We start from the raw sequence: 26,413 nt of genomic DNA on the forward strand, positions 1-26,413 counted from the left end.
GCCAACCCCAGTCAGGTGGCTCACCCGGGCCAGGTGGCCAACCCCAGTCAGGTGGCTCACCCGGGCCAGGTGGCCAACCCCAGTCAGGTGGCTCACCCGAGCCAGGCAGCCAACCCCAGCGCTATCGGCGGCGGCAGCGGTACCGGCACCGGCAGCGCCACCGCCAAGCCGATGGCCAACCCCACTCAGGACTCCAGCGCCACTGCCAGCGGCAGTGCCAAGGCCAGCGGTAGCGCCAACCAGACGGCCACCCCCACCGAGATTGCGGACCCCACCTCCACCCAGACCAACAACCTCAACCAGGCGACCAATCAGACGCAGGGAATCCAGGCCTTCACGGTCTTGATCTCGAACGACAACCACCCGAACGTGACGGTCACGGGCAACAATGCGCCTTCATTCCAGAATGTGAATGGTAGCCAGCTGACCAACAACAACAACAACAACAATAACAACAACAACAACAACTCGAGCTCGGCGAGCTCGGTGAACAAGGAGCGCGGTCTGGCCGGCGGGCACCACTCGTCCGGCCAGGAGCACCACCACCACGGCGAGTTGGCCCACACGGGCTCGGCGCAGACCCCGCTGATGCTGCTCTCCGCGCTGCTCGCGACGCTCGGGGCGCTGCTGCTCGTACTCCGCCGGGCCACCCGGGACTGAGCTGTTCTCGACCCGGGCCGGTGGCTTCGGGCGGGCTGAACAGGCTGGACGGGTTTGCACCCGGACAGAGCAAGAGGGAGAAGGAGTAGAGCGGAAGCAGCAGGCGATCACCGCGTGCGCCGGACCGGTTGACCCCCGGACCGGCGCACGCGGTGTGCCGTGCCCGGGGTGGTTGCCTCGGCCTGCCTGCGGCAGGTGCCGGATGTCCCCGGGTGTAAGGTCCGTCGGGTCCTCTAGGCTCGAAGGGTCCGAGACCTGGATGGCGGTGGCGATGGCGGCGGTGAAGCCATGGCCCCAGTACAACTACGGGGGGAACTTCTATGAGTAGACGGCTGGTGGTCGGAGCAGCGGTTGCGGTGGGGCTGGTCCTGTCGGTGAGTGCCTGCGGGCCGGAGGACGACGGCCGGGCGACGGGGGCGGCCGGGACGGCGTCGGTCTCACCGGACGGTAGGGGAGCCGCCGGCGGCGCCCGGCCCTCCGGGCCCGTCTCGCCGTCCGCCGCCGGTACGGCGGGTGTCGGCCCGAACGCCTCCGCTGGTGCGGCCCTGCCCTCGGGCGGCGGCGTGCCCGCGAGCCGGTCGGCGGAACCGGGTTCGGCGTCGCCCATGGCCTTGGTGTCGCCGACGGGGACCGGGCCGGTCCCGTCCGGTTCCGCCTCGCAGCCGGCGCCGGACAAGGCGGCCAACTGCACGTCCGCACAGCTGCGTTGGACTCTCGCGCACCTGGAGCACGTGCCGACGACACCCGGTGATCCGGTCCCGGCGCGGCTGACCGCGCAGAACGCCGGAGCCGAGGCGTGTGCCTTCGACGGCTACCCGTGGTTCCGGGTGCACGTGGGCAAGGGGCCCGAGGTGGTCGCGGTCGGGGCCAGGACGGTGCCGCTGCGGCTGGTGGTGGCGCCGGGGCGTTCCGTGGTCGTGGACCTGCACTACAGCGAGGTCCCGGACACCAGCGGTGTCTGCTACTTCCCGTCGGACGACCTTGCGCAGGGTCAGGTGCTGCCGCCGCACGCCGGGCGGCACGAGATCGGTCAGGGTCTGAAGATGACCGACGCCCATGGGAAGCGGGTGCCGATCGTGGTCTGCGACAAGCACATGTGGATGAGCGCACCCGTCCTGAAGTGAGCTCACGCACCGCCGTCCGGGCTGCGGGGAATCGGGCTGCGCGGTCAGCGCGCGCTCAGACCTCGCGGCGGATCCGTACCAGCGAGGGAGAGCCGTCGGTCGGGGTGACGCCCTCGGCCTGGCGGTCGCCGGACGCAACGGGGGCAAAGCCGAGCCTGGTGAAGAGCCCGATGGCCGGGTCCCTGCTGCCGTACACCCCGACCCACTGCTCGGTGGCCCCGCGAGCCCGCTGCTGCTCGGTCGCGGCTGTGACCAGCGCGGTGGCGATGCCCTTTCCGCTGTGCGCGGCGGCGACGCAGAGGGTGTAGATCTCGCCCGAGCCGATGGTGGTGATTCCGCCGGCGGCGGCGCCGACGAGTTCGCCGTCGGTACGGGCGACGAGCCAGCCGAGCCAGCCGTCACCGGCGCGGGCGGCGCTTATCTCGGCGGAAATGCGCCCTACTCCGCAGTATTCTCCGATCAGGAGCTCGGTGCGGTATCCACCGAGCAGTTCCGCGTAGTTCTCGCGCCAGGAAGTGGCGAGAAGGGCGGCGATCTCGGCGGCCTCGTCCGCGACGGCCGCTCTCAGCTCCAGCTTGTCATCCATCTCTCATCCCCTGGTCGGCGCCGTGCCCAGTGGGTCGGCGGCAGTGGCTGCCGACCCCGAGGGAGGGGTGGTCGTTGCCCGGTGGTCGTCGGGAGCCAGTCAAGTCATTCTCCTGACGGAAATCAAGACCGGCCTGGAGGTCGGAGTATTCACCATTCGGCCGATGTGACGGATCGGTTCTGCCGGGTTCCGCGGGGTTCCGGCGGGACAGATCCGACTGTTTCTCCGTCATGTCGCCGCTCGGCGTTTCTGCGAAATTACTAAGGAATGTGGTAGTAGCCGGAGGCATTTCCCGGTGGCGGAAGCCGTGAGGCCGCCGGACCAGTGGTCGGGCGGCCTCACGGTGACGGTTCGTCAGGCGGTCGGTTCGGTGGCGCGGTTGTCGGGCAGGGCGGCGAAGCGGCGCAGCCGCAGGCTGTTGGAGACGACGAACACCGAGGAGAACGCCATCGCCGCACCGGCGATCATCGGGTTCAGCAGGCCGGCGGCGGCCAGCGGCAGCGCGGCCACGTTGTAGGCGAAGGCCCAGAACAGGTTGGTCTTGATGGTGGCCAGGGTGCGCCGGGCGAGGCGGATGGCGTCCGCCGCGATGCGCAGGTCACCGCGGACCAGGGTCAGGTCGGCCGCCTCGATCGCGGCGTCGGTGCCGGTGCCCATGGCGAGCCCGAGGTCCGCCTGGGCGAGTGCCGCCGCGTCGTTGACGCCGTCGCCGACCATCGCCACCCGGCGGCCCTCCGCCTGGAGGCGCTTGACCACGTCCACCTTGTCAGCGGGCATCACCTCGGCGATCACCTCCTCGATGCCGACCTCGTCGGCCACCGCGCGGGCCGCCGAGGCGTTGTCACCGGTGAGCAGCACCGGCCGCAGGCCGAGGGCGCGCAGCTGGCGGATGGCGGCGGCCGAGGTGGGCTTCACCGCATCGGCGACCACCACGATCCCGCGTGCTTTGCCGTCCCAGCCGACTGCGACGGCGGTGCGGCCCTTGGCCTCCGCCTCGGCCTTGGCCTGCTCCAGTGCGGGGGGCAGGTGCTGGCTCCATTCGTCGAGCAGACGGGTCCGGCCGACCAGGACGGCGTGGCTGGTGCCGTCGCCGGCCACCACGCCCTGCACGCCCAGGCCCTCCAGGTTGGCGAAGTCCTCGACCTGCGGCAGGGTGCCGACCCGCTGGGTGGCGCCCTTGGCGATCGCCTGGGCGATCGGGTGCTCGGAGGCGTCCTCCAGCGCACCGGCCAGGCGCAGGATCTGCGCCGGGTCCTCGCCCTCGGCCGGGACGACCTCGACCAGGGTCATCTGACCGGTCGTCACCGTGCCGGTCTTGTCCAGCACCACGGTATCCACGCCCGTGGTGGACTCCAGCACCTCGGGGCCCTTGATCAGGATGCCGAGCTGCGCACCGCGTCCGGTGCCGACCATCAGCGCGGTCGGTGTGGCGAGCCCCAGGGCGCAGGGGCAGGCGATGATCAGTACCGCGACCGCCGCCGTGAACGCCGAGCTGATGCCCGCGCCGGTGCCCAGCCAGAAGCCGAGGGTGGCGACGGCCAGGGTGATGACCGCGGGCACGAAGATCCCGGAGACCTTGTCCGCGAGCCGCTGGACCTCGGCCTTGCCGTTCTGTGCGTCCTCCACCAGCCGTGCCATCTGGGCGAGTTGGGTGTCCGCGCCGACCTTCGCCGCACGGACCATCAGCCGGCCGCCCGCGTTGACCGTCGCGCCCACCACGGTGTCGCCGGGGGAGACCTCGACCGGGACGGACTCACCCGTCAGCATGCTGGCGTCGATCGCCGAGGTGCCCTCGACGATCACGCCGTCGGTGGCCACCTTCTCGCCCGGACGGACCACGAAGACGTCGCCGACCGCCAACTGCCCGATCGGGATGCGCTCCTCGCGGCCGTCCCGGATCACCGCGACGTCCTTGGAGCCGAGCTCCAGCAGTGCCCGCAGCGCCGATCCGGCCCGTCGCTTGGAGCGGACCTCGAAGTAGCGTCCGGCCAGCAGGAAGGTGGTGACCCCGGCGGCGGCCTCCAGGTAGATGTTGCCCGCGCCGTCGCTGCGGCCGATGGTCAGCTCGAACGGGTGCGTCATGCCGGGGGTCCCGGCGGTACCCCAGAAGAGCGCGTACAGCGACCAGCCCATGGCGGCCAGCGTGCCGACCGAGATCAGGGTGTCCATGGTGGCCGCGCCGTGCCTGAGGTTGGTCCACGCGGCGCGGTGGAACGGCCAGGCGCCGTACGCGACGACCGGGGCGGCGAGGGTGAGCGAGAGCCACTGCCAGAAGGTGAACTGGATCGCCGGGATCATCGCCATGGCGATCACCGGGGCGGTCAGCACCGCCGAGATCAGCAGCCGCTGACGCAGCGCCCGGACCCGCTCGTCGGCCGCCGAGGGGCCGGCCTCCTCCGTGCTCTCCGCGTTCTCGGCGGCCGGCGGCTTCGGCAGTGCGGCGGTGTAGCCGGCCTTCTCCACCTCGGCGACCAGGGCCTGCGGCTCGATCGAGTCGAGGAAGGTGACCTTGGCCTTCTCGGTGGCGTAGTTGACGGTGGCGGTGACGCCCTCCATCTTGTTCAGCCGCTTCTCGATCCGGGCGGCGCACGAGGCGCAGGTCATGCCGCCGATCTCGAGTTCGATCTGCTCACTGCCGGCGGGCCGGGTCCTGTCTTGGGTTGCGGAGCTCATCACCCCTCCTCGGGGGTACTGCTGTCGGGCGCGTTCGGGGTACGGGTAGGGGGTATCGACCGGCGTGGGGTCAGTGCCGGTGGCCGCCGTGGTCGCCGTGGCCGTCGCCATCCCCGCCCGCCTCGGCCTGGCCGCTGCCGGCCTCGGCGTGGGCGGTGAAGGCGGCGGTGTGCACGGTGTCGCCGTGCTTGAAGTCGAGGAAGAGCCGGTAGTCGCCGGCGCTCGGCACGGTGGCGTAGAAGGTGATGCCGGGGCCGGGCGCGGTACGGCCGTCGCCGGGGCTGCCGTCCGGGTGCACGTGCAGGTAGGCGAGGTCGCCGGAACGCAGGGCCACCAGGTGGCCGTACGCGGCGAGGTAGGGCTGGAGGTCGGTGACCGGCTTGCCGTCCCGGCTGACGGTGAGGGTCAGCTTCGAGGTCTTCCCGGCCTCCAGCGTGCCGTCCAAGGTGACGGAGTAGCCGTCGGTTTGGACGGTGGCGGCCGGGGCGGGGAGCGGCTGCGGGGTGAAGTTCCCGGCGGCCGAGAGGTCGGCGCCGAGGGTGAGGCCCTGGCCGCCCGCCGGGGCGAAGTCGGTGAACATCCGGTACTCGCCGGCGGTCGGCAGGGTCAGCGGGATGCTCCAGGTTCCGGCGGCGTCCCGGGTCGGGTGCAGGTGCTGGAAGTCCGTCAGGTCGCGGCGGACCACGATCAGGTGCAGGTCCATCTCGTGGGTCGGGGTGTAACCGGTGACGGGCTTGCCGTCCGGTCCGCGGACGACGAAGGACAGGGTCTGCGACGTACCGGCGGTGAGGCTGCGGGCGGCGGGTTCCAGGGTGTAGCCGTGCTGCGAGACCATCAGTCCTCCAGGAGTTTCCTCGGTCGCGGTGCCGGTCGCGGCGCTCGATCCGGCCTCGCCCATGTCGTGGTTTCCGTGTCCGGCGGCGGAGCCGGGCTGCTCCGCGCCGCTCGCGGCGGTGTGGTGCATCGGGGCGGGGGCCGGGCCGCCGATCGGTCCGACGGCGTGGCCGATGCCGGCCGCCCCGCCGAGGGCGACCGCCAGGCCCAGGGCGAAGCCGGCGAGTTTGGTCGGGGTGTTCAAGGGGTGTCTCCTTCGGGCGGAGGTCGGTTCAGGAGCGCAGCAGTCGCGCGATGGCCGCCGAAGCCTCCTGGAGCTTGGCGTCGGCCTCCGCGCCGCCGGCTCCGGCCGCCGCGACCAGGCAGTGGTTCATGTGCTCGTCGAGCAGTCCCAGGGCGACCGCCTGCAGTGCCTTGGTGGTCGCCGAGACCTGGGTCAGGATGTCGATGCAGTAGGTGTCGGTCTCGACCATCCGCTGGAGGCCGCGAATCTGGCCCTCGACGCGGCGCAGGCGTTTGGTGAACTCGCTCTTGGACCCGATGTACCCGGCCATGCCGTGACCTCCCGTCTGTTCGTCTTGGCGGTGTAGACGGTACCCCCCTAGGGTATGGCTGAGCAAGTACCCCCCGGGGGTTTGTTTCGGACCCAACCCCCGTTCGGACATCCACCGTCCCGGCTATGTCGCTCCCGGTCGAGCGGTGCTATGTTCCTCCCAATATACCCCCAACCGGTATGGAGTATCTGCGATGTCCGCACCCGGAACCTCGCCCAACTCGAGCCGCGGGAAGGCCCTCTGGCTGATCGCGGCGGCCCAGTTCATGGTCATCATGGACACGTCGATCATCGGCGTCGCGCTGCCCAAGATGCAGGGCGACCTCGGCTTCACCCAGGAGAACCTGTCCTGGGTCTTCAACGCCTACGTGGTCGCCTTCGGCGGACTGCTGCTCCTCGGCGGCCGCCTCTCGGACCTCTTCGGCGCACGCAAGCTGTTCAGCACCGGCTGGGCCGTCCTGGCCGTCGGCTCGCTGACCGCCGGACTGGCGAACAACGTCACCGTCGAGCTGATCAGCCGCGCGGTGCAGGGCGCGGGTGCGGCACTGATCGCCCCCTCCGCGCTCACCCTGCTGATGATGCTCTTCGGTCACGACCCCAAGGAGCTCACCAAGGCCTTCGCCCTCTACGGCGCCGCGGCCCCGGCCGGCGGCACCGCCGGCGTGTTCCTCGGCGGAGCGATCACCCAGTACATCAGCTGGCCCTGGGTCTTCTGGATCAACATCCCGGTCGCCGTCGTCGCGCTGGTCGCGACGCACAGGCTGATGCCCGCCACCGGCCGCCGCAGCGGTCAGATCGACCTGCTCGGCGCGCTCACCGTCACCGTCGGCCTGGCCGCCGCCGTCTACGCCATCGTCCGCGCCCCCGAGGCCGGTTGGGGCTCCGCATCCACCCTGCTGGTGCTGGCCGCCGCCGTCGTCCTGATCGCCGTCTTCCTGGTCATCCAGTCCAAGCGCCGCGAGCCGCTGATGCGCCTGGACATCTTCAGGGCGCCCAACCTGGCCGCCGCCAACATCGCCCAGTTCCTGCTCGCCGCCGCCTGGGTGCCGATGTGGTTCTTCCTCAACCTCTACCTGCAGCAGGTCCTCGGCCTGAGCGCCTTTCCGAGCGGCGCCGCGCTGCTCCCGATGACCGTGGCCATCATGCTCATCATGATCACCACCGCGCCGCGCCTGATCGCCAGGTTCGGCCCCAAGCCGCTGGTGGTGGCCGGCCTCTTCCTGCTGGCGGTCGGCCTGTTCTGGCTCTCCCTGGTCCGCCCGGACGGCAACTTCTGGGTGGACGTCCTGCCCGCCTCGCTGGTCTCCGCGATCGGCATGGCGCTCGCCTTCATCCCCTCGCTCGGCACCGCCATCTCCAGCGCCCGCCCGGAGGAGGGCGGACTGGCCTCGGGCATCGTCAACACCAGCTACCAGGTGGGCTCCGCCCTCGGCCTGGCGGCGATGACCGCGCTCGCCGCCGCCAAGGGCGCGGGCCGGCTCGGTGACGCCAAGGCGCTCACCGACGGCTTCTCCGCCGCCTTCATCGGCGCGGCCGTGATCGCCGTCGTCGGCGGTGTGCTCGCGATCGCCATGCTCAGGACGCCGAAGCCGCAGCAGCAGAGCGCGCCGGTCGAGCTGGCCGAGCCCGCACACAGCGTGTGAGTGGCAGACCCGACGGACCGACGGTACGTCGCCCAGAACTCCCGGCCGGGTCCCCGTCCCGGCCGGGACACCACCTCACCAGCACGGCACCGGGCCGGTACGCACCGACGTACCGGCCCGGCGCCGCGTCCGCTCCGCAGCGTCCCGCCGCGCCAAAGCACCCCCGCCGACCCCGGCGCGCGGACCGTCGGTTCCGGCCGGTCGGACCCCTCCGACCAGGGCAGATGCGGCATGAACGAGGCAACCGGTAATCGGACACAAGATGGCAACGATCGAACGATTTGAGCTTGATATGAGCATTTAGTCCGAGTTGGTCGCCTATTCTGCTCCGCGTTGCCTGGCTGAGGTTCGACGTCGTTTCCTGGCCGGTGCCGACCAGGACAGGAGTCTCATCCGGAGGCCCTGGCGACCATCCCGAAGGGGCGACACCTTGAGCGCGCCTGAGCCGACAACGCGGTCAGACCATAACTACCGCCGCTCACTCGGAACCATCAGCCTCACCGCGGTCGGCCTCGGCTCGATCATCGGTTCCGGCTGGCTGTTCGGTGCCGAGAGAGCCGCCAAGCTGGCCGGCCCGGCCGCGACGATGGCCTGGGTGATCGGTGCGGCCGTCGCACTGGTGATCGCTCTCACGTACAGCGAACTCGGATCGATGTTCCCCAAGGCCGGCGGCATGGTCCGCTACGGCCAGTACTCGCACGGTTCGCTGGCCGGCTACCTGGCCGCCTGGGCGAACTGGATCGCCATCGTCTCGGTCATCCCGGGTGAGGCGACCGCCTCCGTCCAGTACATGAGTTCCTGGCACTTCGGCTGGGCCAAGGGCCTGTACGACGGCACGGAGCTCACCGTCAGCGGTGTGGCCCTGGCCAGCGTGCTGCTGATCGGGTACTTCGTACTGAACTGGTTCGCGATCTCGCTGTTCGCCAAGACCAACACGGCGATCACCGTCTTCAAGGTGGTCGTGCCCACCATCACCGCGGGCGCCCTGCTGCTGTCGCACTTCGACACCCACAACCTCCAGGACCACGGCGGCTTCGCCCCCAACGGCTGGAGCGCGGTGTTCACGGCGGTCGCCACCTCCGGCATCGTCTGGGCCTACAACGGCTTCCAGTCGCCGCTGAACCTGGCCGGTGAGGCCCGCAACCCGGGCAAGTCGCTGCCCAAGGCCGTGATCAGCTCGATCCTGATCGCCCTGGTGATCTACATCGCCCTCCAGCTGGCCTTCCTGCTCGCCGTCCCGTCCGGCGACCTGGCCAACGGCTGGGGCAGCCTGAGCTACAAGTCCCCGCTCGCCGACCTGGCGCTGGCCTGGGGCCTGAACTGGCTCGCCATGCTGCTCTACGCGGACGCTTTCATCTCCCCGAGCGGTACCGGCATGATCTACGCCGCCACCACCTCGCGCATGATCCACGGTGTCCAGGAGAACGGCCACCTGCCGTCGATCTTCGGTCGGATCGACCGCAAGACCGGCATCCCGCGCCCGGCGCTGCTGCTCAACCTGGTGATCGCCTTCCTGTTCCTCGCGGTCTTCCGCGGCTGGGGCTCGCTTGCCTCGATCGTCTCGGTGGCCACCGTGATCTCCTACATCACCGGCCCGGTCGCCGTGATGTCGCTGCGCCGCCTGGCGCCGGACCTGCCGCGCCCGGTCAAGCTGCGGGCCATGCCGATCATCGCGCCGGTCGCCATGGTCTTCGGCTCGCTGGTGCTCTACTGGGCCAAGTGGCCGCTCACCGGCAAGGTCATCCTGCTGATGGCCGCCGGTCTGCCGATCTGGGCCTGGTACGAGCTGCGCAAGCCGTGGGCCGTGCTCAAGCCGCACCTGCTCGCCGGGTGCTGGATGGTCGGCTACCTGCTGGTGATGTCGGCCGTCTCCTGGGCGGGCAGCGCGGACTTCGGCGGCCACGGCTACCTGCCCGAGGGCTGGGACCTGCTGATCGTCGCCGCGCTCGGCCTGGCCTTCTACTACTGGGGCGTCCGCAGCTCCTGGCAGAACCCGTCGCTCGCCCAGGTGCGCGAGGAGCTCGCCGCCGCCGCAGCAGCCGAGGCCGAGCCGGCGAAGTCGGACGAGGCCAAGAGCGCAGTCTGAGCCAGGTCCACCGGCGGTAGCCGGGCAGACGCTCCGCAGGCGCGAGGTACTGTGCGGGCCGGCCCTCCACGGAGGTGCGGGTCCGCGCATACCTCGCGCCTCTTGCGTTCGGGCTCCCGACGGGTGCCGCGGTCAGGTCGGGCGGGACAGCACTGAGCCCCCGGGAGAGTCTGCTCGGGTTCCCGGGGGCTCAGGCGGAGTCGGGGCTCAGTGCTGCTGCGGTGACGGTGACGGTGCCGGAGTCACCGAGGGCGAGGCGGAGCCGCTCGGAGAGGGTGACCCGGTCGGGGTCGGAGTCGGGCAGCCCGGCAGGTGCTGGGCGTCCCCCGAGGGGCTCGGGGACGGAGTGCCGGACGGGGTGCCCGACGGGGTCGGAGTCGGAGTCGGACTCGCAGACGGCGACGGCGAGGCGCTGCCGGTCGGCGTGGGCGACGGAGTCGCGGTCGGGCAGCTGGAACCCGAGGGAGACGGGCTCGGGCTCGGGCTCGCGGACGAACTGGGTGACGGGCTCGGGCTGGCGCTCGGGCTGGCGCTCGGGCTGGGGCTCGCGCTCGCACTCGCACTCGGGCTCGGCTTCGGGCTGGTCGGCGAGGCCGACGGGCTCGGGGAGGCCGACGGCGACGAGCTCGGCCGCGGGGAGGGCGACGGGCTCGGCGAGGCCGGGCCGCCGGGAGTGGCGGGCGTCCGCTCGGGCGTCGGCGTCGGCGTCGGCAGCGGGATCGGCTTCGGCGCCGTCCACGGGTCACCGGGCCGGTCGGGCGTCACCGCGGCGCCGGACTCGAAGTGGCGCATCCAGTTCTCGACGGTGTTGAGGTAGTCCGTCGAGAAGTTGTAGCTGAGGATGGCCCGGTCGAGCTGCGCCGGGTCGCTGAGGTCGCGTCCGCCCGCGCACAGGTAGCGGCCGGCTGTGAGTGCGGCGTCGAAGACGTTGTTGGGGTCGGCCTTGCCGTCGTGGTTGCCGTCCGCGCCCCAGCTCGCCCAGGTGGAGGGGATGAACTGCATCGGTCCGACGGCCCGGTCCCAGATCGAACTGCCGTCCAGCGCACCGCCGTCGGTGTCCGGGATGGCGGCGAAGCCGTTGCCGTCCAGGGCCGGGCCGAGGATCGGGGTGTAGGTGGTGCCGTTGGCGTCCACCTGGCCGCCGTTGGCCTGGCCGGACTCCACCTGGCCGATGCCCGCGAGCAGTTGCCACTTGAGGTGGCACCCGGGGGTGGTGGAGGCCAGGGTGCTCTCCGCGTTGCGGTAGGCGGTGAAGACCGTGTCGGGCAGCGAGGCGCCGGTGAGGTCGGTCCCCGCCGAGCCGGTTCCCGGCAGGGCGCTGCCCGGCGGGACGGCCGGCTGGGCCGGGGGCTGCGGGAGGAGCCGAGGGGCTCCGCCGTCGGCCGGGTGGCCCGGTATGCCGGCGGCCGAGGCCTCGTTCGCGGCTGTGTCGGAGGCTGCCGCGCTGGACAGCTGCAGAGTCTGCGAACCCGTCAGGGCAGCGGCTGCGGTCAGGGCCGCCAAGGCCCAGGTGGCCCGTTTCGGTGCCCTTGTCCGGTTGAATGCGATCATCCGATTCCCCCCTTGATGTCCATTAAGTCCCTCTATGTGGGCCGATGGGATGTCAACGCCCGGTCAGCTTAGCCCGGCTGTCCGAACGTTCGATGAGCGGCGACGGAAGTCCGGAAGACGCCGGCAGGACGCCGGGTCAGGGCCGGACGGCACCCATGTACGGCATGACGTCCATCGGGACGATCTGGACGTTCTTCCCCGCGCGCGGAGCGTGCAGCACCTTGCCGTCGCCCACGTAGATCCCGACGTGGTGCAGGTCGTCGAAGTAGAAGACCAGGTCGCCGGGTTGGAGGTCGGACTTCGACACATGGCGGCCGGCGTCCCACTGGTCCCAGGTGGTCCGGGGCAGGGACACCCCGGCCGCGTGCCAGGCGGACTGGGTGAGCCCGGAGCAGTCGAACGAGTTGGGGCCCTCGGCGCCCATCTCGTACGGCTTGCCTATCTGCGCGTACGCGAAGTCGAGCGCGGACTTGGCCCGGCCGCTCGCCGGGCCGGTGTACGAGCCACCGCCGCCGGAGTCTGACGAGCCGCCGGAGTCCGACGAGCCGCCGGGCGAGGTGCGGGAGGAACCGCGAGAGGCGGCCTGGTCGTTCTGGTCGGCCAGGACCTTGGCCCGGTCGGCGGCCTGGAGGCCGTCGAGTACGGACTGGGCCTCGGCCAGCTTGGACTTGGCCTCCGCCTTCTTCTCGTTCAGGGTCTGCCGGGCGCGCTCGAGTTCGGCCAGCTTGGCGGCGGCCTCGGTGCGGGTCTGGTCGATCGAGCGCTGCAACTGCCGGGCGAGGCGCAGCGCGGACACCTGCTGCTCGTTCGCCTGGTCCTGGAGCCCGGCCCGCTGGAGGTACTCCTCGGGGGAGGCGTCGAACATCAGCTGGACCGAGGGGTCCACCCCGCCGGAGCGGTACTGGTCGGCGGCCACGGCGCCGAGGGTGGTCTGCAGTTCGTTGATTTTCGCCTGCTGCGCGGCGAGCCGGTCCTGGAGCTTCGAGGTCTCGGCCAGGAGCTGCTGCTGCTGTTCGTCGGCCTTGTTGTACTGCTCCGTGGTGACTTCGGCGTCCTCGTAGAGCTTGTCCACCTGGGCCTTGACCTGGTCGATGTTCTTTCCGGGCTCGGCATGGGCGGCGGCGACCGGGAGGATGGTGGCGGCTCCGGCCGTTGCCACCAGCATGGTCGTCCGGGTGCGCCCGGCAGGTTTGGGACGGCGGTGGTTCCCCATCGGGGCGTCACTCCTCGGCTTGTTGTCAACGTGCGTGCGGTCAGGTGCGTTCACGGCGGGTGCGGTCAAGACGCCGGTGGGCGGCGGCGGTTGGCTGTGGTCACTGCGACTAGAAAAATTAGTATTTACTATGTCTTGATGCAAGCGTTATCTGATGGGATGTGTACTCACCGGCGGTCGGGGGCAGCACCCGGCGAACCACCCATCATCCGCAGCATGGCGACTCCGCCGGTCCGTACGAAGCGGACCGCCAGCAGGGCGGCGAGCAGCAGGAAGGCGATGTTCAGCCAGGTCGTGTAGTTCCAACGGACCCCGCCCATGGGGACCCTGGCCGTCGCGTGGTCGGGGATGATGCCCAGCCCGCCGAAGAGGATCTCCACGGTGAAGCCCGCCAGCACCGTCGCGGCGTAGAAGGTGCCGAGGAGGAAGAGCGCCATCCGGACGCCGTAGTACTTCCGGTAGATGTTCAGGATCGGCAGGATCAGCAGGTCGGCGAAGACGAACGCGACGACCCCGCCGAAACTGATACCGCCCTTCCAGAGCACCACCGCCAGCGGCACGTTGCCGATCGAGCAGACGAAGGATGCGATCGCGACCAGCGGGCCGATCAGCGGACCCCAGATCTTCGACGCGAGCGGGTGGTCGTCCAGGAACAGCGCCTGCCAGAAGGCATCCGGCACCCAGGCGGCGATGGCACCGGCGATCAGCAGCCCGCCGACGAGGTCCTTCCAGATCGCCGCCCACTCCATGACGAAGACGTGGGCGGTCGCGGTCACGCCGCCCCGGGAGAGCAACCGACGCCGGAACGAGCCCTCCCCGGGGGCCGACATGTCCATCGCGGCATGGCCCTCCATCGATCCGGGGAGCCCGCGGTCGGCCTGTGCCCTGGCCTGTTCCAGCAGGCGGCTGCCGAGGAGGAGCCGGAACATCACCGCCAGCAGGACGATCATGACCGGCCCGCCGACGAACTCCGCCGCCGTGAACTGCCATCCCATCAACAGTGCCAGGATCACACCGAGTTCGATGACCAGATTGGTGGAGGCGATCTCGAAGGCCATCGCCGCGGTGAAGTCCGCGCCCTTGCGGAAGAGCGAACGGGCCAGCGCCACGGCCGCGTACGAGCAGGACGAGGAGGCCGCGCCGAGCAGCGAGGAGACCGCGAGCGTACGCGGCCGGTCGTCGCCCATCAGCCCGGAGATGGTCGACTTGCGCACCACCGCCTGGACGACGGCGGAGAGCAGGAATCCGAGGATCAGCGCCCAGGTGATCTCCCAGGTCATCGACCCGGTGATCGACAGGGCGTGCAGCACCGCAGCTACGGCGGACATGGCAGACGGAACTCCCTTGCGTGAGCCTTGCGTGGGACGGTGATGCGCGGATGCGCGGATGCGCGGGTGTCGCGGGTGAGGCTGCTTCGCGGGTGCCGCGGGGTGGGACACCGGTGAGTACGCCGATGCCCCACCCTGCTGCTGTTACCGCTGGTGCCGCTACTACCGCCGTACTACTGCCGTCGCTGCTCAGCCTGCGGCGAGGAGCTTCTTCATCTCGGCGATCTCGGCCGTCTGCGAGGTGCTGATCGAGTCGGCCAGCGCCTTGGCGGGCTGGAAGGCGCCCTTGGCGAGTTCGTTCTTGGCCATCGTCACGGCGCCCTCGTGGTGGGCGGCCATCATGGTGAGGAACGCCTTGTCGAAGTCCGCGCCGGACGCCGACTTCAGCTTCGCCATTTCGTCGTCACCCATCATCCCGGGCATCGAGTGGCCGGAGCCGGTCGTACCGGTCGTGCCGGCCGAGCCGGTGGCGCCGCCCGTCGAGTGGTCCATGCCGGGCATCACCGAGGACATGTCGGCACCGGGTACCTGCTGGCCCCAGCCGGTCAGCCAGCCGCTCATCAGGGCGATCTCCGGGTCCTGGGCGCCCTTGATCTTCGCGGCCAGTTCCTTGACCTGGGCGGACGAAGCGCGTTCGGCGGCCAGTTCGGCCATCGCGACCGCCTGGCGGTGGTGGGGGACCATCCCCTGCGCGAAGGAGACGTCGGCGGAGTTGTGCTCACCGGCAGCCGCCGAACCCGGCCCACCGGTCGGAGCGGTCGAGGTGCTCGCGGAAGCCGCCACCGATGCGGACGGGGCTGCGGACGAACCGGCCTGGTCCGAGCCGGGCTTGCTGCTGGAGCAGGCGGCGAGGGCGAGCGCCGCGAGGCCGGCTGCGCCGATCAGGGCGGCCCGGCGGATGTGCGTACGGCCAATACGGCTCGTGCGGTTCATGCGGTTCGTACGGTTCATGCGCGAAGACGCGGACATGCTGAAGGACTCCTGCGTGGCTGAAGTTCCGAAGGAACGAGGACGTGGGCATGCGTGCACGCGAGGGTGCAACGGCCCGGCCTATATGCGCAGGAGTTGGAGGGCGGCGAGGGAAGGCGGTCCGCGCCCGGCCGTGAGCTGGGCCGGTGCGTCGGCGATGGACGGAACGGGCCCGCTGAAGGAGGTGTCGAGCACCGGCCGGAGCGGCGGCACGACGGGTGCCGAACCGAGGCCGGACGCCTGGCAGATGCTCCCGGCGTGTGCCTGGTGGTGGCCGTCGCAGTCGCACGGGCCGTCACCGGCCCCGAGCATCGGCGCGGACTCGTTCACCGGCATCGGGTCGGCCCGGTGAGCCCCGGACCGCTGCGAGGTCGATTGCTGAGACACCGCCGAGTGTCGGGCGTGTGCTTCCGGATGCGCCATGATGCCGCCGCCGGGATCGGCCAGTGCATGCATCCCGAGCAGTCCGAGCAGCAGCGCCAGCACGGCCAACGCCCGAACTCCGGCCCGCCAGCGGCTGCCGGTCACCTGGTTCCGGGGCGTGAGCGTGTCCATCGCACTCACTCTAGGCCAGCCCGACGGCCCGTTGTGCAACCGACTCCCCACCTGGCTCAGGGGCCTGCTTCGGCCGAACAGGGCCGACCCGTCAAGGTGTCGTCAAGGCCGACCGGATTCGCGTAGTCCGAGTGTCAAGGTCGGATGCAAACGGGCCAGAGTGGGGCTGCACTGGAGAGGTGGGCGGCAGGCCCACCAGAGCCGGCACATCCGGAAGGAAGCGAACCGCCATGATCGAGGGCAATCGACTCGCCGTCGTCGTCAATGGATCGCCGAACGGGCACGGGGTCAGCCGACCGTCGGTGGTACCAGCACGGGGACGGTTCGACCTGCTGCCGCGGGGCTTCACGGTGGCTGCCCCGGAGGCCGACGAGGAGGAGCGGCTCCCGGCTTCGGGCGCGCGCTGCCGACTGGCCATGGCGTACGTCGACTGACCAGCCGTCAGTCCATCCTCTGCGGCTGCTCGCTGCCGACATCGCCCGGGAGCCGTCCGCGTCGTTGAGCCCGTCCGGCCGTTACGACCCGGGGCCCACGCCGAGCCGGGCGATCGTGCCACCCGCGAGACCGTCGTGTTCATGCGTGCCGTGTGCCGCAACGCTGTTGCGGCACACGGCTTCTCCGGACCGGCCGGTCCTAGGCGGCGTACGGGCGGATGCTCCTGGCGTCGCGCAGGGCGTGGGCCCACCATGCCAGCTGGTTCAGCATGGAATCGGCCGCGGCGTCCTCGGCCGGGTCGACCGCCTTGCCGTCCGCGTCGAACTTGTCGCCGTAGTTGTGGAAGCTGACGGTGTTGCGGATGGTGACGGCGTGCAGCTCGGCCATCACCACCCGGAGCTGCTCGACCGCACGCAGGCCGCCGGAGAGGCCGCCGTAGGAGACGAAGCCGATCGGCTTGGCGTGCCACTGCTGGTTGTGCCAGTCGATGGCGTTCTTCAGCGGTGCCGGGAAGCTGTGGTTGTACTCGGGCGTGACGATGACGAAGGCGTCGGCCGCCGCGAGCCTCGGCGACACCGCGGCGAGCAGCTCCTCGGTGCCCTCGGCAGGCGGCTGGCCGAACGCCGGGAAGACCGTGGGCAGCGGGGTCTCGGTCAGGTCGACGAGATCGACGTCCATGTCCTCGCGCTGGGTGGTGTGGCCGAGCAGCCAGTTGGTCACGGTCGGGCCGAAGCGCCCGTCCCGCGTGCTGCCGATGATGACCGCGACCTTCAGACGGTTGTCGGTGCTTGCGTCCATGAGAGCCCCCTTGGTGTGTACGGCGCTGCGTACGACGTATCTGGCTGGATACAACGTACACAGCGACGTGTACGGCGTCCACTCTCTTGATACGTTGTACACACGCAGCCGCCGGAAGGAGTCAGTACGCATGCCCGCTGAGGAGGAACGGAGAGGGAAGTCGGCCAAGCAGGAGAAGGCTCAGGTCTCGCTCTGGGAGCGGATCGAGCGCCCGGCGCCGCCCCCCCGGGCGACCCTGAGCGCCCATCGGATCGCTGCGGTCGCGGTCGCGATCGCCGACGCCGAGGGCATCGACGCCGTCACCATGCGACGCCTGGCCACCGAACTGGGTGTCGCCCCCATGGCCACCTACCGCCATGTGTCGGGGAAGGGCGAACTCCTCGAGCTGATGGTCGACTTTGTTTATGGCGAGCTGGCCCTGCCCGATCCGGCCGTCGGCTGGCGGGACGCCATGCGGACCCTTGCCGAGCGGACCAGGGCCATGCTGCTGGACCACCCCTGGATGAGCCGGGGCGACGTGCTGGCACTGACCCCGAATCAACTGGCCCTGACTGAAAGCGGGTTGGCCGTACTCGACGGCCTGGGGCTGGACACCGACACGATGATGGCCGTCTTCCGCACCGTCGCCGCGTATGTGCACGGGTCCGTCACCGCCGAGATCAACCTGCTCCGGCTGATGCAGGACCAGGGCTGGTCCAACGGCGACGAGACGAGGGCCGGACTGGCGTCCCGGATGACGTGGCTGATGGACACCGGGCGCTACCCCGCCTACCGCCGCTACGCAGGCGAGGCCACCCGCAAGGACGACCGGGAGTGGCAGTTCGGGGTCGGGCTGGACTGTGTCCTCGACGGTATCGCCGCCCGGATGGGCATCTGACCGCTACGGGGTGGCGGCGTCCTGGTCGGTGGTGTCCGGGCAGGCGGTGTCCAGTTCGGCGGCGTCGAGGGCGGCCGTGACGCGGCGCAGCAGGGTCTGGAGGGTGGAGATCTCCGCGAGCGGGAGCCCGGTGGCGGCGACGATCCGGTGCGGGACGCGCAGCGCCTGCGCGCGCAGGTCGGCGCCGGCGTCCGTGAGGTGGACGGTGACGGACCGCTCGTCCTCGCTGCTGCGCTCGCGGCGGACCAGTCCGCCGGCTTCGAGGCGCTTGAGCAGTGGGGAGAGCGTGCCGGAGTCCAACCGCAGGTGCTCGCCGATCTGCTTGACGGGCAGCTCCCCGTGCTCCCAGAGCACCAGCATGACCAGGTACTGCGGGTAGGTGAGCCCGAGGCCCTTGAGGACGACCCGGTAGACGCCGCCGAAGGCGCGCGAGGCGGCGTGCAGCGAGAAGCAGATCTGGCTGTCCAGGCGCAGCAGCTGGTCCGCCGACATCTGCGACAGGTCGACGGGCACCTGCGACAGGTCGGTGGGCGGATCCGGCAGGGCGATCGGATCGGTGGTGGGCTCGGCGCTCATGCTCCCAGGATATCCGCACCGCGCACATTTCAGTTGTGCGCAATTTAGTTGTGTGCTCTACTTGAGTCATCGGGCAGCCCGGCAGTCGGGCTGCCGTTCGGATGAGTCCGTTACGGGCTCTGACGAGCTCGGATGAGGAGAGGGGCGAATCCCATGGACGCGCTGTACACCGCTGTTGCCACCGCCAACGGTCGCGAGGGTCGGGCCGTGAGCTCGGACGGCCGGCTGGACCTGCCGCTCGCGATGCCGACCGCGCTCGGCGGCAGCGGCGAGGGCACCAACCCGGAGCAGCTGTTCGCAGCGGGCTACGCCGCCTGCTTCGCCAGCGCGCTCGGCCTGGTCGGCCGCCAGGCGAAGGTGGACACCAGCGACGTCTCGGTCACCGCCGAGGTCGCCATCGGCAAGGACGAGACCAGCTTCGGCCTCGCCGTCACCCTGCGGATCGAGCTGCCGGAGGCCCTCCAGAACGAGACCGGCGAGCTGCTGATCAAGCAGGCCCACCAGGTCTGCCCCTACTCCAAGGCCACCCGCGGCAACATCCCGGTCGAGCTCGTCGTCGAGTAACCCGCACACAGGCCCGCCCCGGCCAGCGCCGCCACCTGCGCGAAGGGCGCGTCGGCCCGGGCCCCGGCGAGCGCGGCCCGGCAGCCGCCCGCAGCGGTCGTCCGAAGTCGGCGGCCTTGGTGGTGGGGAGGAGGAGCGGCAGGCTCGCCAGGTGTCCGGTGCGCAGGCCTTCGGGATCGGCGAGGCTCGAACCGCTGCGCGGCGGCAGGCAGTTCCTTGCCTTCCTCGTGCTTCCAGAGTTCCTTCTGTGGGGCGCGGCACGCCCCGGCCCACTTGCGCGGCATGCCTTCAACCGCCTTGACTAGCAGTGCTAGTCAAGGCGGTCGGTCGTTGGGCCGGCTGCGGCCGAGCGTGGCCGATCAGGTGTGCCGGACCGTGGGTGCGGGCCGGCCGGTGGTGGACGAGAGGGCGGACCGGTGCAGGAGTACTCGGATCAGTACATCGGCGGCGAGTGGCGGACCGCTCTGACTGCGGAGACCATCGCCGTGCTCAACCCGGCGACCGAGCAGGTCATCGCGACCGTCCCGGCCGGTGGGGCCGAGGACGTCGACGCCGCCGTACGTGCCGCCAGGGCCGCGGCCCGCGCCTGGGGCGCGACCGGCCGGGAGGAGCGCCTGGCGCCGCTGACCCGTCTGCGGGACGGCCTGGTGGCCCGGCAGCAGGAGATCGCCGAGACGGTGGTCGCCGAGCTGGGGGCGCCGATCGGGTTCGCGACCGCCGTGCAGGCCGCGCTGCCGCTCGCGGTCGCCGGTTCGTACCTGGAGATCCTGGCCGGGTACGAGTTCGAGGAGCAGGTCGGCGGCTCCCGGGTGTTCGCCGAGCCCGTCGGTGTCGTCGCGGCGATCACGCCGTGGAACTACCCGCTGCACCAGATCGTGGCCAAGGTGGTCCCGGCGCTCGCCGCCGGGTGCCCGGTGGTCCTGAAGCCCGCCGAGGACACGCCGCTGGTGGCCCGGCTGTTCGCGCGGCTGGTCGACGAGGCGGATTTCCCGCCGGGTGTGTTCAACCTGGTGACCGGCCGTGGACCGGTCGCCGGGGCCGCCCTGGCCGAGCACCCCGAGGTGGACCTGGTCTCGTTCACCGGTTCGACCGCCGTCGGCCGCCGGATCGCCGAGGTGGCGGGACGCGGCATCAAGCGGGTCGCGCTGGAGCTCGGCGGCAAGTCCGCCAACGTGGTGCTGCCCGGCGCCGATCTGGTCCGTGCGGTGAACGTCAACCTGGCCAACGTCTTCGCCAACTCGGGCCAGACGTGCAGTGCCTGGACCAGGCTGCTGGTGCACGAGGACCAGTACGAGGAGGCCGTGGCCATCGCCGCCAAGGGCGCCGAGAAGTACGTCCCCGGTGACCCCGCCGACTCCGCCACCCGGCTCGGTCCGGTGGTCAACGCCAAACAGCGTGAGCGCGTCCGGGGGTACATCACCGGCGCACTCGCCGAGGGCGCACGCCTGGTGGTGGGTGGCGCGGAGGCGCCCGAGGAGCTCGCCCAGGGCTACTACGTGCGCCCGACGGTGCTCGCGGACGTCACCCCCGGGATGACGGTCGCCCAGGAGGAGGTCTTCGGGCCGGTGCTCTCGATCCTCGCCTACCGCGATGAGGAGCACGCCCTGGAGATCGCCAACGGCACCGAGTACGGCCTGGCCGGCGGTGTCTGGGCGGCCGACAACGAGACCGCCGCCGCCTTCGCCCGCCGGATGGACACCGGCCAGGTCGACATCAACGGCGGCCGCTTCAACCCGCTGGCCCCGTTCGGCGGGTACAAGAGCTCCGGGGTGGGACGGGAGCTCGGACGGCACGGGCTGGCGGAGTTCCTGCAGACCAAGTCGCTGCAGTACTGAGCCGCCGGCTGCGGTGACCGCAGTACTCTCGCGGTCCCGACCGACCGCCCGTTCGCTTGCCCGTCCGACCAACCGCCTGAAGGAGCACCATGGTCCGCGCTGCCCTGCTCACCGCCGTCGGAGCCCCGCTGGAGCTCACCGAGATCGAGCTGCCCGAGCCCGGACCGGGCCAGGTCCGGGTCAGGCTGGCCGCCGCCGGGGTCTGCCACTCCGACCTCTCGCTCTCCAACGGGACCCTGCGCACCGCGACACCGACCGTCCTCGGCCACGAGGGCGCGGGCACCGTGACCGCCGTCGGCGAGGGCGTGAACTCCGTCCGGCCCGGCGATGCGGTGGTGCTCAACTGGGCGCCCGCCTGCGGGGCGTGCCACCTGTGCGGGCTCGGCGAACCGTGGCTCTGCGAGCGCGCCGCCGACGCCTCGACGGCCACCTACGGTTCGCTCGCCGACGGCACCGGCGTCTATCCGGGACTCGGCGTGGCGGCGTTCGCGGAGGAGACCGTGGTCGCCGAACGGGCGCTGGTCCCGCTGCCTGCGGGCGTACCGCTGACCTCGGCCGCCCTGCTCGGCTGCGCCGTGCTCACCGGCTACGGCGCGGTGCACAACGCCGCCCGGGTCAGGGCGGGCGAGTCGGTGGTCGTCTACGGGCTGGGCGGCGTCGGCCTGGCCACGCTCCAGGCGGCCAGGATCGCGGGGGCCGGTCCGATCATCGCCGTCGACGTCAGCCCCGAGAAGGAGGAGCTCGCCCTGCGCCACGGGGCGACCGACTTCCTGCTCGCCGACGACCGGACGACCGGGAAGGCCGTACGGAAGCTGACCGGCGGCCACGGCGCGGACCACGCCTTCGAGTGCGTCGGGCGCGCCGACACCATCCGCGCGGCCTGGTCGGCGACCCGGCGCGGCGGCCGGACCACGGTGGTCGGCATCGGCGGCAAGGAGGAGATGGTCTCCTTCTCCGCCCTGGAGATCTTCTACTTCGCGCGCACCCTAACGGCCTGCGTCTACGGCAACAGCGACCCGGCGAAGGACATCCCGGTGCTCGCGGAACACGTCCGGGCCGGGCGGCTGGACCTGGAGGCGCTGATCACCGACCGGATCGCCCTGGAGGAGATCCCGGACGCCTTCGCACGGATGGCGCAGGGGCGTGGCGGCCGGTCGCTGGTGGTCTTCTGACCGTCGGCCGTCCGGGAGTCGTGTGTTCTGGCCGTATGTTCTTCGGATCAATTCCAGTAGGCGTTACCCACGGATGAGGGACATTTTCCCTCGAACGAGTGATCGTTGATCTGTTCGATAGCCGTACATGGGCCCACTGTCCTAGCGTCTGGCCGTACCGGAAGGCGCTGTGGACACTGGGGGAGAACATGACTGACGGGGTGTTCGAGGACAACCGGCGGAGCGGGTCGAAGGCTGCGCCGGGTGGCGGCGGGGGGCTGACGAGACGAGGGATGCTCGCAGCCTCCGCCGCGCTCGGCGGGGTCGGCTGGCTGCTGCGCGGCACCGTGGGGGCGGACAGCGCCGAGGCGGTCGGGAGCGCACCGCCCGGCCTCCCGGCCGGAGTCACCCCCTACCAGCGGGTCTTCGAGAACTGGGCCGGCGAGATCCGCACCGACCAGCTCTGGACGTGCACACCGAGCACTCCGCAGCAGATAGCCGAACTCGCCGACTGGGCGCGGTCGGCGGGCTGGCGGCTGCGGGCCCAGGGCCACCGGCACGGCTGGGCGCCGCTCACCGTCGCCGACGGCACGCCGGCCTCGGCCCGGGTGCTGCTGGTGGACACCAGCCAGTACCTCACCGGGATGTCCCTGGTGGACTCCTCGACGATCCGGGTGCAGGCGGGCGCCGGGATGGAGGAGCTGCTCGCCTTCCTCGGGCAGCGCGGCCTCGGAGTGGCGGCCTGCCCCGCACCGGGGGATCTGACCGTCGGCGGGGTGCTCGCCATCGGCGGTCACGGCACCGCCGTCCCGGCCACCGGCGAGACGCCCCAACCCGGCCACGGCTACGGCTCGTTGAGCAACCAGGTCACCTCGCTCACCGCCGTCGTCCACGACGCTGCCACCGACCGGTACGTGCTGCGCACCTTCGACCGTTCGGAGGCCGACAGTGCGGCCTTCCTGGTCAGCCTCGGCCGGGCCTTCGTCACCGAGGTGCAGCTGCGCGTCGGCGCCGACCAGCAGCTGCGCTGCACCAGCCGGCTGGACATCCCCGCCACCGAACTCTTCGCCGCACCCGGCAGCCCCGCCGCCGCCGGCGGCCGTACCTTCGCCGACTTCGTCGCCCGGGACGGCAGGGCCGAGGCGATCTGGTTCGCCTACACCGCCAACCCCTGGCTGAAGACCTGGCGCGTCACCCCGAACCGGCCGTTCGCCGCCCGCGCGGTCAGCGAGCCCTACAACTACCCGTTCTCGGACAACATCCCGCAGCCGGTCGCCGAGCTGGCGGGCCAACTGGTCGGAGGCTCCTGGGCGCTGGCCCCGCTGTTCGGGCAACTCCAGTACCTGGTCGCCTCGATCGGCCTCACCGGGGACCTCACCGACGTCCTGCTCTCCGGCGGGCTGCTGCGCGACCTGCTCACCGGCGACATCCTCACCCACCTGCTGGCCGACGGCCTGCGCTCGGACCTCTGGGGAGCCTCCCGCCACCTGCTCCAGTACGTCCGGCCGACCACCCTGCGGGTGACCGCCAACGGCTACGCGGTGCTCACCCGGCGGGCCGACCTGCAGTGGGTGGTCAGCGAGTTCAGCCGGTACTACAAGCAACTGGTCGCGGAGTACCAGGCCCGCGGCGAGTACCCGGTCAACGGCGCGGTCGAGATCCGGACGACCGGCCTCGACGACCCGGCGCACTCGGGTGTGCCCGGGGCCCGTCCGCCGCTGCTCTCGGCACTGCGGCCCCGCCAGGACCGGCCCGAGTGGGACACCGCGGTCTGGCTGGACATCCTCAGCTTCCCGAACACGCCCGGGCTGCACCGCTTCTGCCGGGATTTGGAGGGCTTCCTGCAACGGACCTTCGACGGCAGCCGGGCCGGGCTGCGGGTGGAGTGGTCCAAGGGCTGGGCCTACACCGCCGACGCCGCCTGGGCGGACCCGGACGTCCTGGGCCGGGTCATCCCCGACAGCCTCCGCGCAGGCGGCGGCCCCGGCTGGGACGAGGCCGTCGCCACCCTGGACCGCTACGACCCGTACCGGGTGTTCGGAAACCCCTTCCTGGACGGTCTGCTCAAGTGAGTGCCCCGCCCGAGTGGCTGTTGTCGTCACGATCTTGAGGGGTGATGGTCGAGCGGGAGTCTCGATCGCGTGACTCCGGCGGGTGCCGCGCACGAGAACAGGGCCTCTTGGCAGCTTGAACGGTGTTTACGCCAACAAGCTGTCCAGGGGCCCTGTTGTCGCAGTTGTACAGCATCGCGGAGGCGGAGCCCACCTCGGCCACCCTCGCGTGTGACTGCCTGGCTCACTGGTACGGGAACGCGGCCGACCACGGGTTTCGCGAGCGCCGCTACCCGAGGGTCTGTACTTTGATCGGCCCTGTCCCGTCATCGGTGGTAGCGCCGTGTAGTGATCACGGGAGGAGGATGCGGTGGCGGAGCAGGGGGAACCCGGCTCGGCCGTGCATCTGCCTCGTGATCCGCTTGGTTCGCGTGTTGACGCCCTCGGTGCGGCCGTTGTGGTAGGGGAGGGTGAGTCCGGCGTCGACGGCGGCGCGGTCGAGTTCGAGGCCGTTCGCGAAGGAGTGCAGGTGGGGCAGGTCGGCGGCGTGAACCGTGGTGATCCAGTCGGTGAGCTTGGCGTCGTTGTCCTCCAATGGGGTCAGGAGCTGAGCGAACTCGCCAGCGAGGCGGGCGAGTTCGCTCAGCTCCGGGCAGGTTTCGGTGAGTTCCCGCAGTAGTGCGGTGTCCTTGTCGCGCAGGTTCTCGGGGCGGGTGAGCAGGAGGCGGGCGAAGCGCTGCGGGGTGGTGACCGGCTTGTCGCCCTCGGCGCGGCCCTGGGTGATGTAGCGGTAGAGCAGGGTGAGGCTCCCGGTGTAGCCCGACTCATTGATCTCCCGGAAGAGTTGGAGGACGGGGGCGGCCGGGTCTTCCGCGCGGCGGGTGCGCAGGTGGTGGCGGTAGGGGTCGACGAGCGTGGGCCTGTAGCGGGGTGCGCGGCGGTCGCCGGTGGGTTCCTTCATGCGGGCGTACCGCTTGACGGTGTTCAGGGCGACGTCGAGGCGGCGGGCGCATTCGAGCAGGCTGACGCCTTGGTCGAGCAGATTGTGGACCCGCTGCCAGCGCTCGCGGGTGGTCTGCTCGCGTACGCCCCCGGGCCGGGCGGGGTTCACGGCGGTGGCCCAGCAGGCGGCGTGGGAGCGGACCTCTGCCAGGACCTTGCCGCACAGGTTGCGCCACAGCTGCCACCTGTCGCTGACCTGCACCGCTTCGGGGAGGGCCTGGCGGATCGCCTCGCCATAGGAGTCGGAGCCGTCGCGGCATTCTTGTGGCCCATGTCGGCCCATGCCTTGCGGAGCGTGGGGTACTCGGCGGCGACCTGGGTCAGCAGCTGTCGGCCGGCGGTGCCGTCCTGGATGCTCGCAGCGGTGACCAGCACTGCCGGCAGCAGGCCGATCGTGTCGGTGGCGATGCTCGGCTTCCTGTCCGCGATCTTCTTGCCGACGTCGACGCCCTGGCCGGCGGTGGGGACGTTCGTGGAGGTCTTGACGTTCTGGGAGTCGATGATGCAGGCCGCCGGTTCGGGATTGCGGCGCTCGGAGGTGCGGGCGAGGCGCCGTAGCAGGCCGTTGAGCTGCTCGAACACGCCGTCCTTCTGCCACTTGGCGAAGTAGGCGTACGTCGTCTCCCGGGGCGGGTAGTCGTGCGGGAGGTAGCGCCAGGGGATCCCGGTGCGGTCCACGTACAGGATCGCGTCGAGGAGGTCGCGCAGGTCGTGCTCGGGCGGGTGGCCGAAGGGCAAGGTGCGTGCTGTGCGCTCTCGGCGCCAGGCGGTCAGGGTGGGCTCCACCAAGGCCCGGCGGGCGTCGGACAGGTCACTCGGATCTGGTCGACGATCCGTCATGATGACGGCACACTGCGGGATCCCCATGCTGCGCAGAGGCCGCGAAACCTGGCGGACGAACATACTCCAGCCCGGCTTCCTGGGATGAGACAGGACGAAGAGTGCAGTTCCGGCGGTCTTTGGTGTGCAGGCCGCGCTCCTGTCGCAGCAGCCTCTGCAGCTGCCGGACGCAGACCGGCCGCGCGGCCTGAAAAGCGGCACCAACCAGTGCGTTCAGCGGCGAAACGCCCAGTGAGAGGGCGTTTACCGCGGACACGATCCGTGCTGCCGCCAGGCGCATGAAAGCGGGCAACCAGGTTCGGCGGCGTCTTCGGGTCGTCAGCTCCGTCGTCGGGCCACTAGCGCCTCCTTCAGCCGGGGAAGCCGGGTGCTCAGCAGCTGTACGAGCACCCGGCGGACCGTCACCCGGACGGCGCGGGCGGCGGCGAACGGCGCGAGGCGGCCCGGCCCCAGCACCAGCCGCTGGTTGAACAGCTGGTCCGGTCGCCAGCGCTGCTTGTACGGCTCCT

At 71.1% G+C, this 26,413-nt stretch carries 22 protein-coding genes and 2 pseudogenes; 10 read left to right on the forward strand and 14 right to left on the reverse strand.

Annotated elements, in window-relative coordinates; all coding sequences use genetic code 11:
* Positions 1 to 660, forward strand: a 660-nt coding sequence (locus tag UK12_RS44565) for an LPXTG cell wall anchor domain-containing protein (protein ID WP_045305701.1), incomplete at its 5' end; no start/stop codon positions are given.
* 320 nt (positions 661 to 980) lie between these two features.
* Positions 981 to 1,784 (forward strand): DUF4232 domain-containing protein, encoded by an 804-nt coding sequence (locus tag UK12_RS36945; RefSeq protein WP_156178948.1) that lies wholly within the window; start codon positions 981 to 983, stop codon positions 1,782 to 1,784.
* A gap of 55 nt (positions 1,785 to 1,839) precedes the next feature.
* Here the strand turns inward: UK12_RS36945 and UK12_RS26605 are convergent, their stop codons facing one another.
* The 4 genes from UK12_RS26605 to UK12_RS26620 form a co-directional block, all read right to left on the reverse strand.
* A complete protein-coding gene (locus UK12_RS26605; protein ID WP_052682177.1) occupies positions 1,840 to 2,370 on the reverse strand; it encodes a GNAT family N-acetyltransferase in 531 nt (176 codons plus the stop codon).
* A 354-nt stretch (positions 2,371 to 2,724) separates the two neighbouring features.
* The gene (locus UK12_RS26610) at positions 2,725 to 5,043 is read right to left on the reverse strand and encodes a heavy metal translocating P-type ATPase (RefSeq protein ID WP_045305702.1); all 2,319 of its coding nucleotides are present in this window, start codon (positions 5,041 to 5,043) and stop codon (positions 2,725 to 2,727) included.
* A 70-nt stretch (positions 5,044 to 5,113) separates the two neighbouring features.
* A complete protein-coding gene (locus UK12_RS26615) occupies positions 5,114 to 6,121 on the reverse strand; it encodes a hypothetical protein (RefSeq protein ID WP_045305703.1) in 1,008 nt (335 codons plus the stop codon).
* A 28-nt stretch (positions 6,122 to 6,149) separates the two neighbouring features.
* A complete protein-coding gene (locus UK12_RS26620) occupies positions 6,150 to 6,431 on the reverse strand; it encodes a metal-sensitive transcriptional regulator (RefSeq protein ID WP_045305704.1) in 282 nt (93 codons plus the stop codon).
* A 193-nt stretch (positions 6,432 to 6,624) separates the two neighbouring features.
* On the opposite strand from UK12_RS26620, the gene UK12_RS26625 reads away from it, so the two are divergent.
* Together UK12_RS26625 and UK12_RS26630 are read left to right on the forward strand one after the other, a co-directional pair.
* Positions 6,625 to 8,073 carry an MFS transporter gene (locus UK12_RS26625; protein ID WP_045305705.1) on the forward strand — a complete coding sequence of 483 codons (1,449 nt, stop codon included), beginning with the start codon at positions 6,625 to 6,627 and terminating at the stop codon, positions 8,071 to 8,073.
* 430 nt (positions 8,074 to 8,503) lie between these two features.
* Entirely contained in the window at positions 8,504 to 10,159 is a 1,656-nt protein-coding gene (locus UK12_RS26630; protein ID WP_045305706.1) for an APC family permease, read from the forward strand.
* A 207-nt stretch (positions 10,160 to 10,366) separates the two neighbouring features.
* Here UK12_RS26630 and UK12_RS26635 read toward each other — a convergent pair whose 3' ends face one another.
* The 5 genes from UK12_RS26635 to UK12_RS26655 all read right to left on the reverse strand — a co-directional run bounded on the left by UK12_RS26635 (position 10,367) and on the right by UK12_RS26655 (position 15,775).
* On the reverse strand, positions 10,367 to 11,710 hold the full coding sequence (locus tag UK12_RS26635) for a lytic transglycosylase domain-containing protein (RefSeq protein WP_082119978.1): 1,344 nt from the start codon (positions 11,708 to 11,710) through the stop codon (positions 10,367 to 10,369).
* Positions 11,711 to 11,846: 136 nt separating this feature from the next.
* Complete coding sequence (locus UK12_RS26640) at positions 11,847 to 12,923, reverse strand: C40 family peptidase (RefSeq protein WP_045305707.1); 1,077 nt, start codon at positions 12,921 to 12,923, stop codon at positions 11,847 to 11,849.
* Positions 12,924 to 13,090: 167 nt separating this feature from the next.
* Positions 13,091 to 14,251 (reverse strand): permease, encoded by a 1,161-nt coding sequence (locus UK12_RS26645; RefSeq protein ID WP_045305708.1) that lies wholly within the window; start codon positions 14,249 to 14,251, stop codon positions 13,091 to 13,093.
* Between the two features lie 189 nt (positions 14,252 to 14,440).
* Positions 14,441 to 15,184, reverse strand: coding sequence for a DUF305 domain-containing protein (locus UK12_RS26650; protein ID WP_045305720.1), 744 nt, complete (start codon positions 15,182 to 15,184; stop codon positions 14,441 to 14,443).
* Between the two features lie 117 nt (positions 15,185 to 15,301).
* On the reverse strand, positions 15,302 to 15,775 hold the full coding sequence (locus tag UK12_RS26655; RefSeq protein ID WP_052682178.1) for a DUF6153 family protein: 474 nt from the start codon (positions 15,773 to 15,775) through the stop codon (positions 15,302 to 15,304).
* A gap of 230 nt (positions 15,776 to 16,005) precedes the next feature.
* On the opposite strand from UK12_RS26655, the gene UK12_RS26660 reads away from it, so the two are divergent.
* Complete coding sequence (locus UK12_RS26660; protein WP_045305709.1) at positions 16,006 to 16,209, forward strand: hypothetical protein; 204 nt, start codon at positions 16,006 to 16,008, stop codon at positions 16,207 to 16,209.
* A 199-nt stretch (positions 16,210 to 16,408) separates the two neighbouring features.
* Here UK12_RS26660 and UK12_RS26665 read toward each other — a convergent pair whose 3' ends face one another.
* A complete protein-coding gene (locus tag UK12_RS26665; RefSeq protein ID WP_045305710.1) occupies positions 16,409 to 17,008 on the reverse strand; it encodes an NADPH-dependent FMN reductase in 600 nt (199 codons plus the stop codon).
* 130 nt (positions 17,009 to 17,138) lie between these two features.
* Between UK12_RS26665 and UK12_RS26670 the strand changes: the two genes are divergently transcribed.
* Complete coding sequence (locus tag UK12_RS26670; protein ID WP_045305711.1) at positions 17,139 to 17,885, forward strand: TetR/AcrR family transcriptional regulator; 747 nt, start codon at positions 17,139 to 17,141, stop codon at positions 17,883 to 17,885.
* Positions 17,886 to 17,888: 3 nt separating this feature from the next.
* Here UK12_RS26670 and UK12_RS26675 read toward each other — a convergent pair whose 3' ends face one another.
* On the reverse strand, positions 17,889 to 18,377 hold the full coding sequence (locus UK12_RS26675; protein WP_045305722.1) for a MarR family winged helix-turn-helix transcriptional regulator: 489 nt from the start codon (positions 18,375 to 18,377) through the stop codon (positions 17,889 to 17,891).
* 237 nt (positions 18,378 to 18,614) lie between these two features.
* Between UK12_RS26675 and UK12_RS26680 the strand changes: the two genes are divergently transcribed.
* The 4 genes from UK12_RS26680 to UK12_RS26695 all read left to right on the forward strand — a co-directional run bounded on the left by UK12_RS26680 (position 18,615) and on the right by UK12_RS26695 (position 24,083).
* Complete coding sequence (locus UK12_RS26680) at positions 18,615 to 19,025, forward strand: organic hydroperoxide resistance protein (protein WP_045305712.1); 411 nt, start codon at positions 18,615 to 18,617, stop codon at positions 19,023 to 19,025.
* A gap of 416 nt (positions 19,026 to 19,441) precedes the next feature.
* The gene (locus UK12_RS26685) at positions 19,442 to 20,860 is read left to right on the forward strand and encodes an aldehyde dehydrogenase family protein (RefSeq protein WP_045305713.1); all 1,419 of its coding nucleotides are present in this window, start codon (positions 19,442 to 19,444) and stop codon (positions 20,858 to 20,860) included.
* 89 nt (positions 20,861 to 20,949) lie between these two features.
* On the forward strand, positions 20,950 to 22,032 hold the full coding sequence (locus UK12_RS26690) for a Zn-dependent alcohol dehydrogenase (RefSeq protein ID WP_045305714.1): 1,083 nt from the start codon (positions 20,950 to 20,952) through the stop codon (positions 22,030 to 22,032).
* Between the two features lie 272 nt (positions 22,033 to 22,304).
* Complete coding sequence (locus UK12_RS26695; RefSeq protein ID WP_045305715.1) at positions 22,305 to 24,083, forward strand: cholesterol oxidase substrate-binding domain-containing protein; 1,779 nt, start codon at positions 22,305 to 22,307, stop codon at positions 24,081 to 24,083.
* A 331-nt stretch (positions 24,084 to 24,414) separates the two neighbouring features.
* Here the strand turns inward: UK12_RS26695 and UK12_RS26700 are convergent.
* The 3 genes and pseudogenes from UK12_RS26700 to UK12_RS41660 all read right to left on the reverse strand — a co-directional run.
* Positions 24,415 to 25,323, reverse strand: a pseudogene (locus tag UK12_RS26700) (transposase); the annotation flags it as partial.
* A 41-nt stretch (positions 25,324 to 25,364) separates the two neighbouring features.
* Positions 25,365 to 25,967: pseudogene (locus UK12_RS26705) on the reverse strand (transposase); the annotation flags it as partial.
* 255 nt (positions 25,968 to 26,222) lie between these two features.
* Positions 26,223 to 26,413, reverse strand: a 191-nt coding sequence (locus UK12_RS41660) for a hypothetical protein (protein WP_045305716.1), incomplete at its 5' end; no start/stop codon positions are given.

It is taken from the genome of Saccharothrix sp. ST-888 (assembly GCF_000955975.1).
GTDB lineage: Bacteria > Actinomycetota > Actinomycetes > Streptomycetales > Streptomycetaceae > Kitasatospora.

Bases quoted from the DNA above. Each gene is read 5' to 3' on its own strand.
- UK12_RS26675 (WP_045305722.1), bottom strand. From the start codon at position 18,377: ATGTCGGCGGACCAGCTGCTGCGCCTGGACAGCCAGATCTGCTTCTCG.
- UK12_RS26605 (WP_052682177.1), bottom strand. From the start codon at position 2,370: ATGGATGACAAGCTGGAGCTGAGAGCGGCCGTCGCGGACGAGGCCGCC.
- UK12_RS26625 (WP_045305705.1), top strand. From the start codon at position 6,625: ATGTCCGCACCCGGAACCTCGCCCAACTCGAGCCGCGGGAAGGCCCTC.
- UK12_RS26635 (WP_082119978.1), bottom strand. From the start codon at position 11,710: ATGATCGCATTCAACCGGACAAGGGCACCGAAACGGGCCACCTGGGCC.
- UK12_RS26655 (WP_052682178.1), bottom strand. From the start codon at position 15,775: ATGGACACGCTCACGCCCCGGAACCAGGTGACCGGCAGCCGCTGGCGG.
- UK12_RS26640 (WP_045305707.1), bottom strand. From the start codon at position 12,923: ATGGGGAACCACCGCCGTCCCAAACCTGCCGGGCGCACCCGGACGACC.
- UK12_RS36945 (WP_156178948.1), top strand. From the start codon at position 981: ATGAGTAGACGGCTGGTGGTCGGAGCAGCGGTTGCGGTGGGGCTGGTC.
- UK12_RS26660 (WP_045305709.1), top strand. From the start codon at position 16,006: ATGATCGAGGGCAATCGACTCGCCGTCGTCGTCAATGGATCGCCGAAC.
- UK12_RS26645 (WP_045305708.1), bottom strand. From the start codon at position 14,251: ATGTCCGCCGTAGCTGCGGTGCTGCACGCCCTGTCGATCACCGGGTCG.
- UK12_RS26620 (WP_045305704.1), bottom strand. From the start codon at position 6,431: ATGGCCGGGTACATCGGGTCCAAGAGCGAGTTCACCAAACGCCTGCGC.
- UK12_RS26610 (WP_045305702.1), bottom strand. From the start codon at position 5,043: ATGAGCTCCGCAACCCAAGACAGGACCCGGCCCGCCGGCAGTGAGCAG.
- UK12_RS26670 (WP_045305711.1), top strand. From the start codon at position 17,139: ATGCCCGCTGAGGAGGAACGGAGAGGGAAGTCGGCCAAGCAGGAGAAG.
- UK12_RS26690 (WP_045305714.1), top strand. From the start codon at position 20,950: ATGGTCCGCGCTGCCCTGCTCACCGCCGTCGGAGCCCCGCTGGAGCTC.
- UK12_RS26650 (WP_045305720.1), bottom strand. From the start codon at position 15,184: ATGAACCGCACGAGCCGTATTGGCCGTACGCACATCCGCCGGGCCGCC.
- UK12_RS26665 (WP_045305710.1), bottom strand. From the start codon at position 17,008: ATGGACGCAAGCACCGACAACCGTCTGAAGGTCGCGGTCATCATCGGC.
- UK12_RS26695 (WP_045305715.1), top strand. From the start codon at position 22,305: ATGCTCGCAGCCTCCGCCGCGCTCGGCGGGGTCGGCTGGCTGCTGCGC.
- UK12_RS26680 (WP_045305712.1), top strand. From the start codon at position 18,615: ATGGACGCGCTGTACACCGCTGTTGCCACCGCCAACGGTCGCGAGGGT.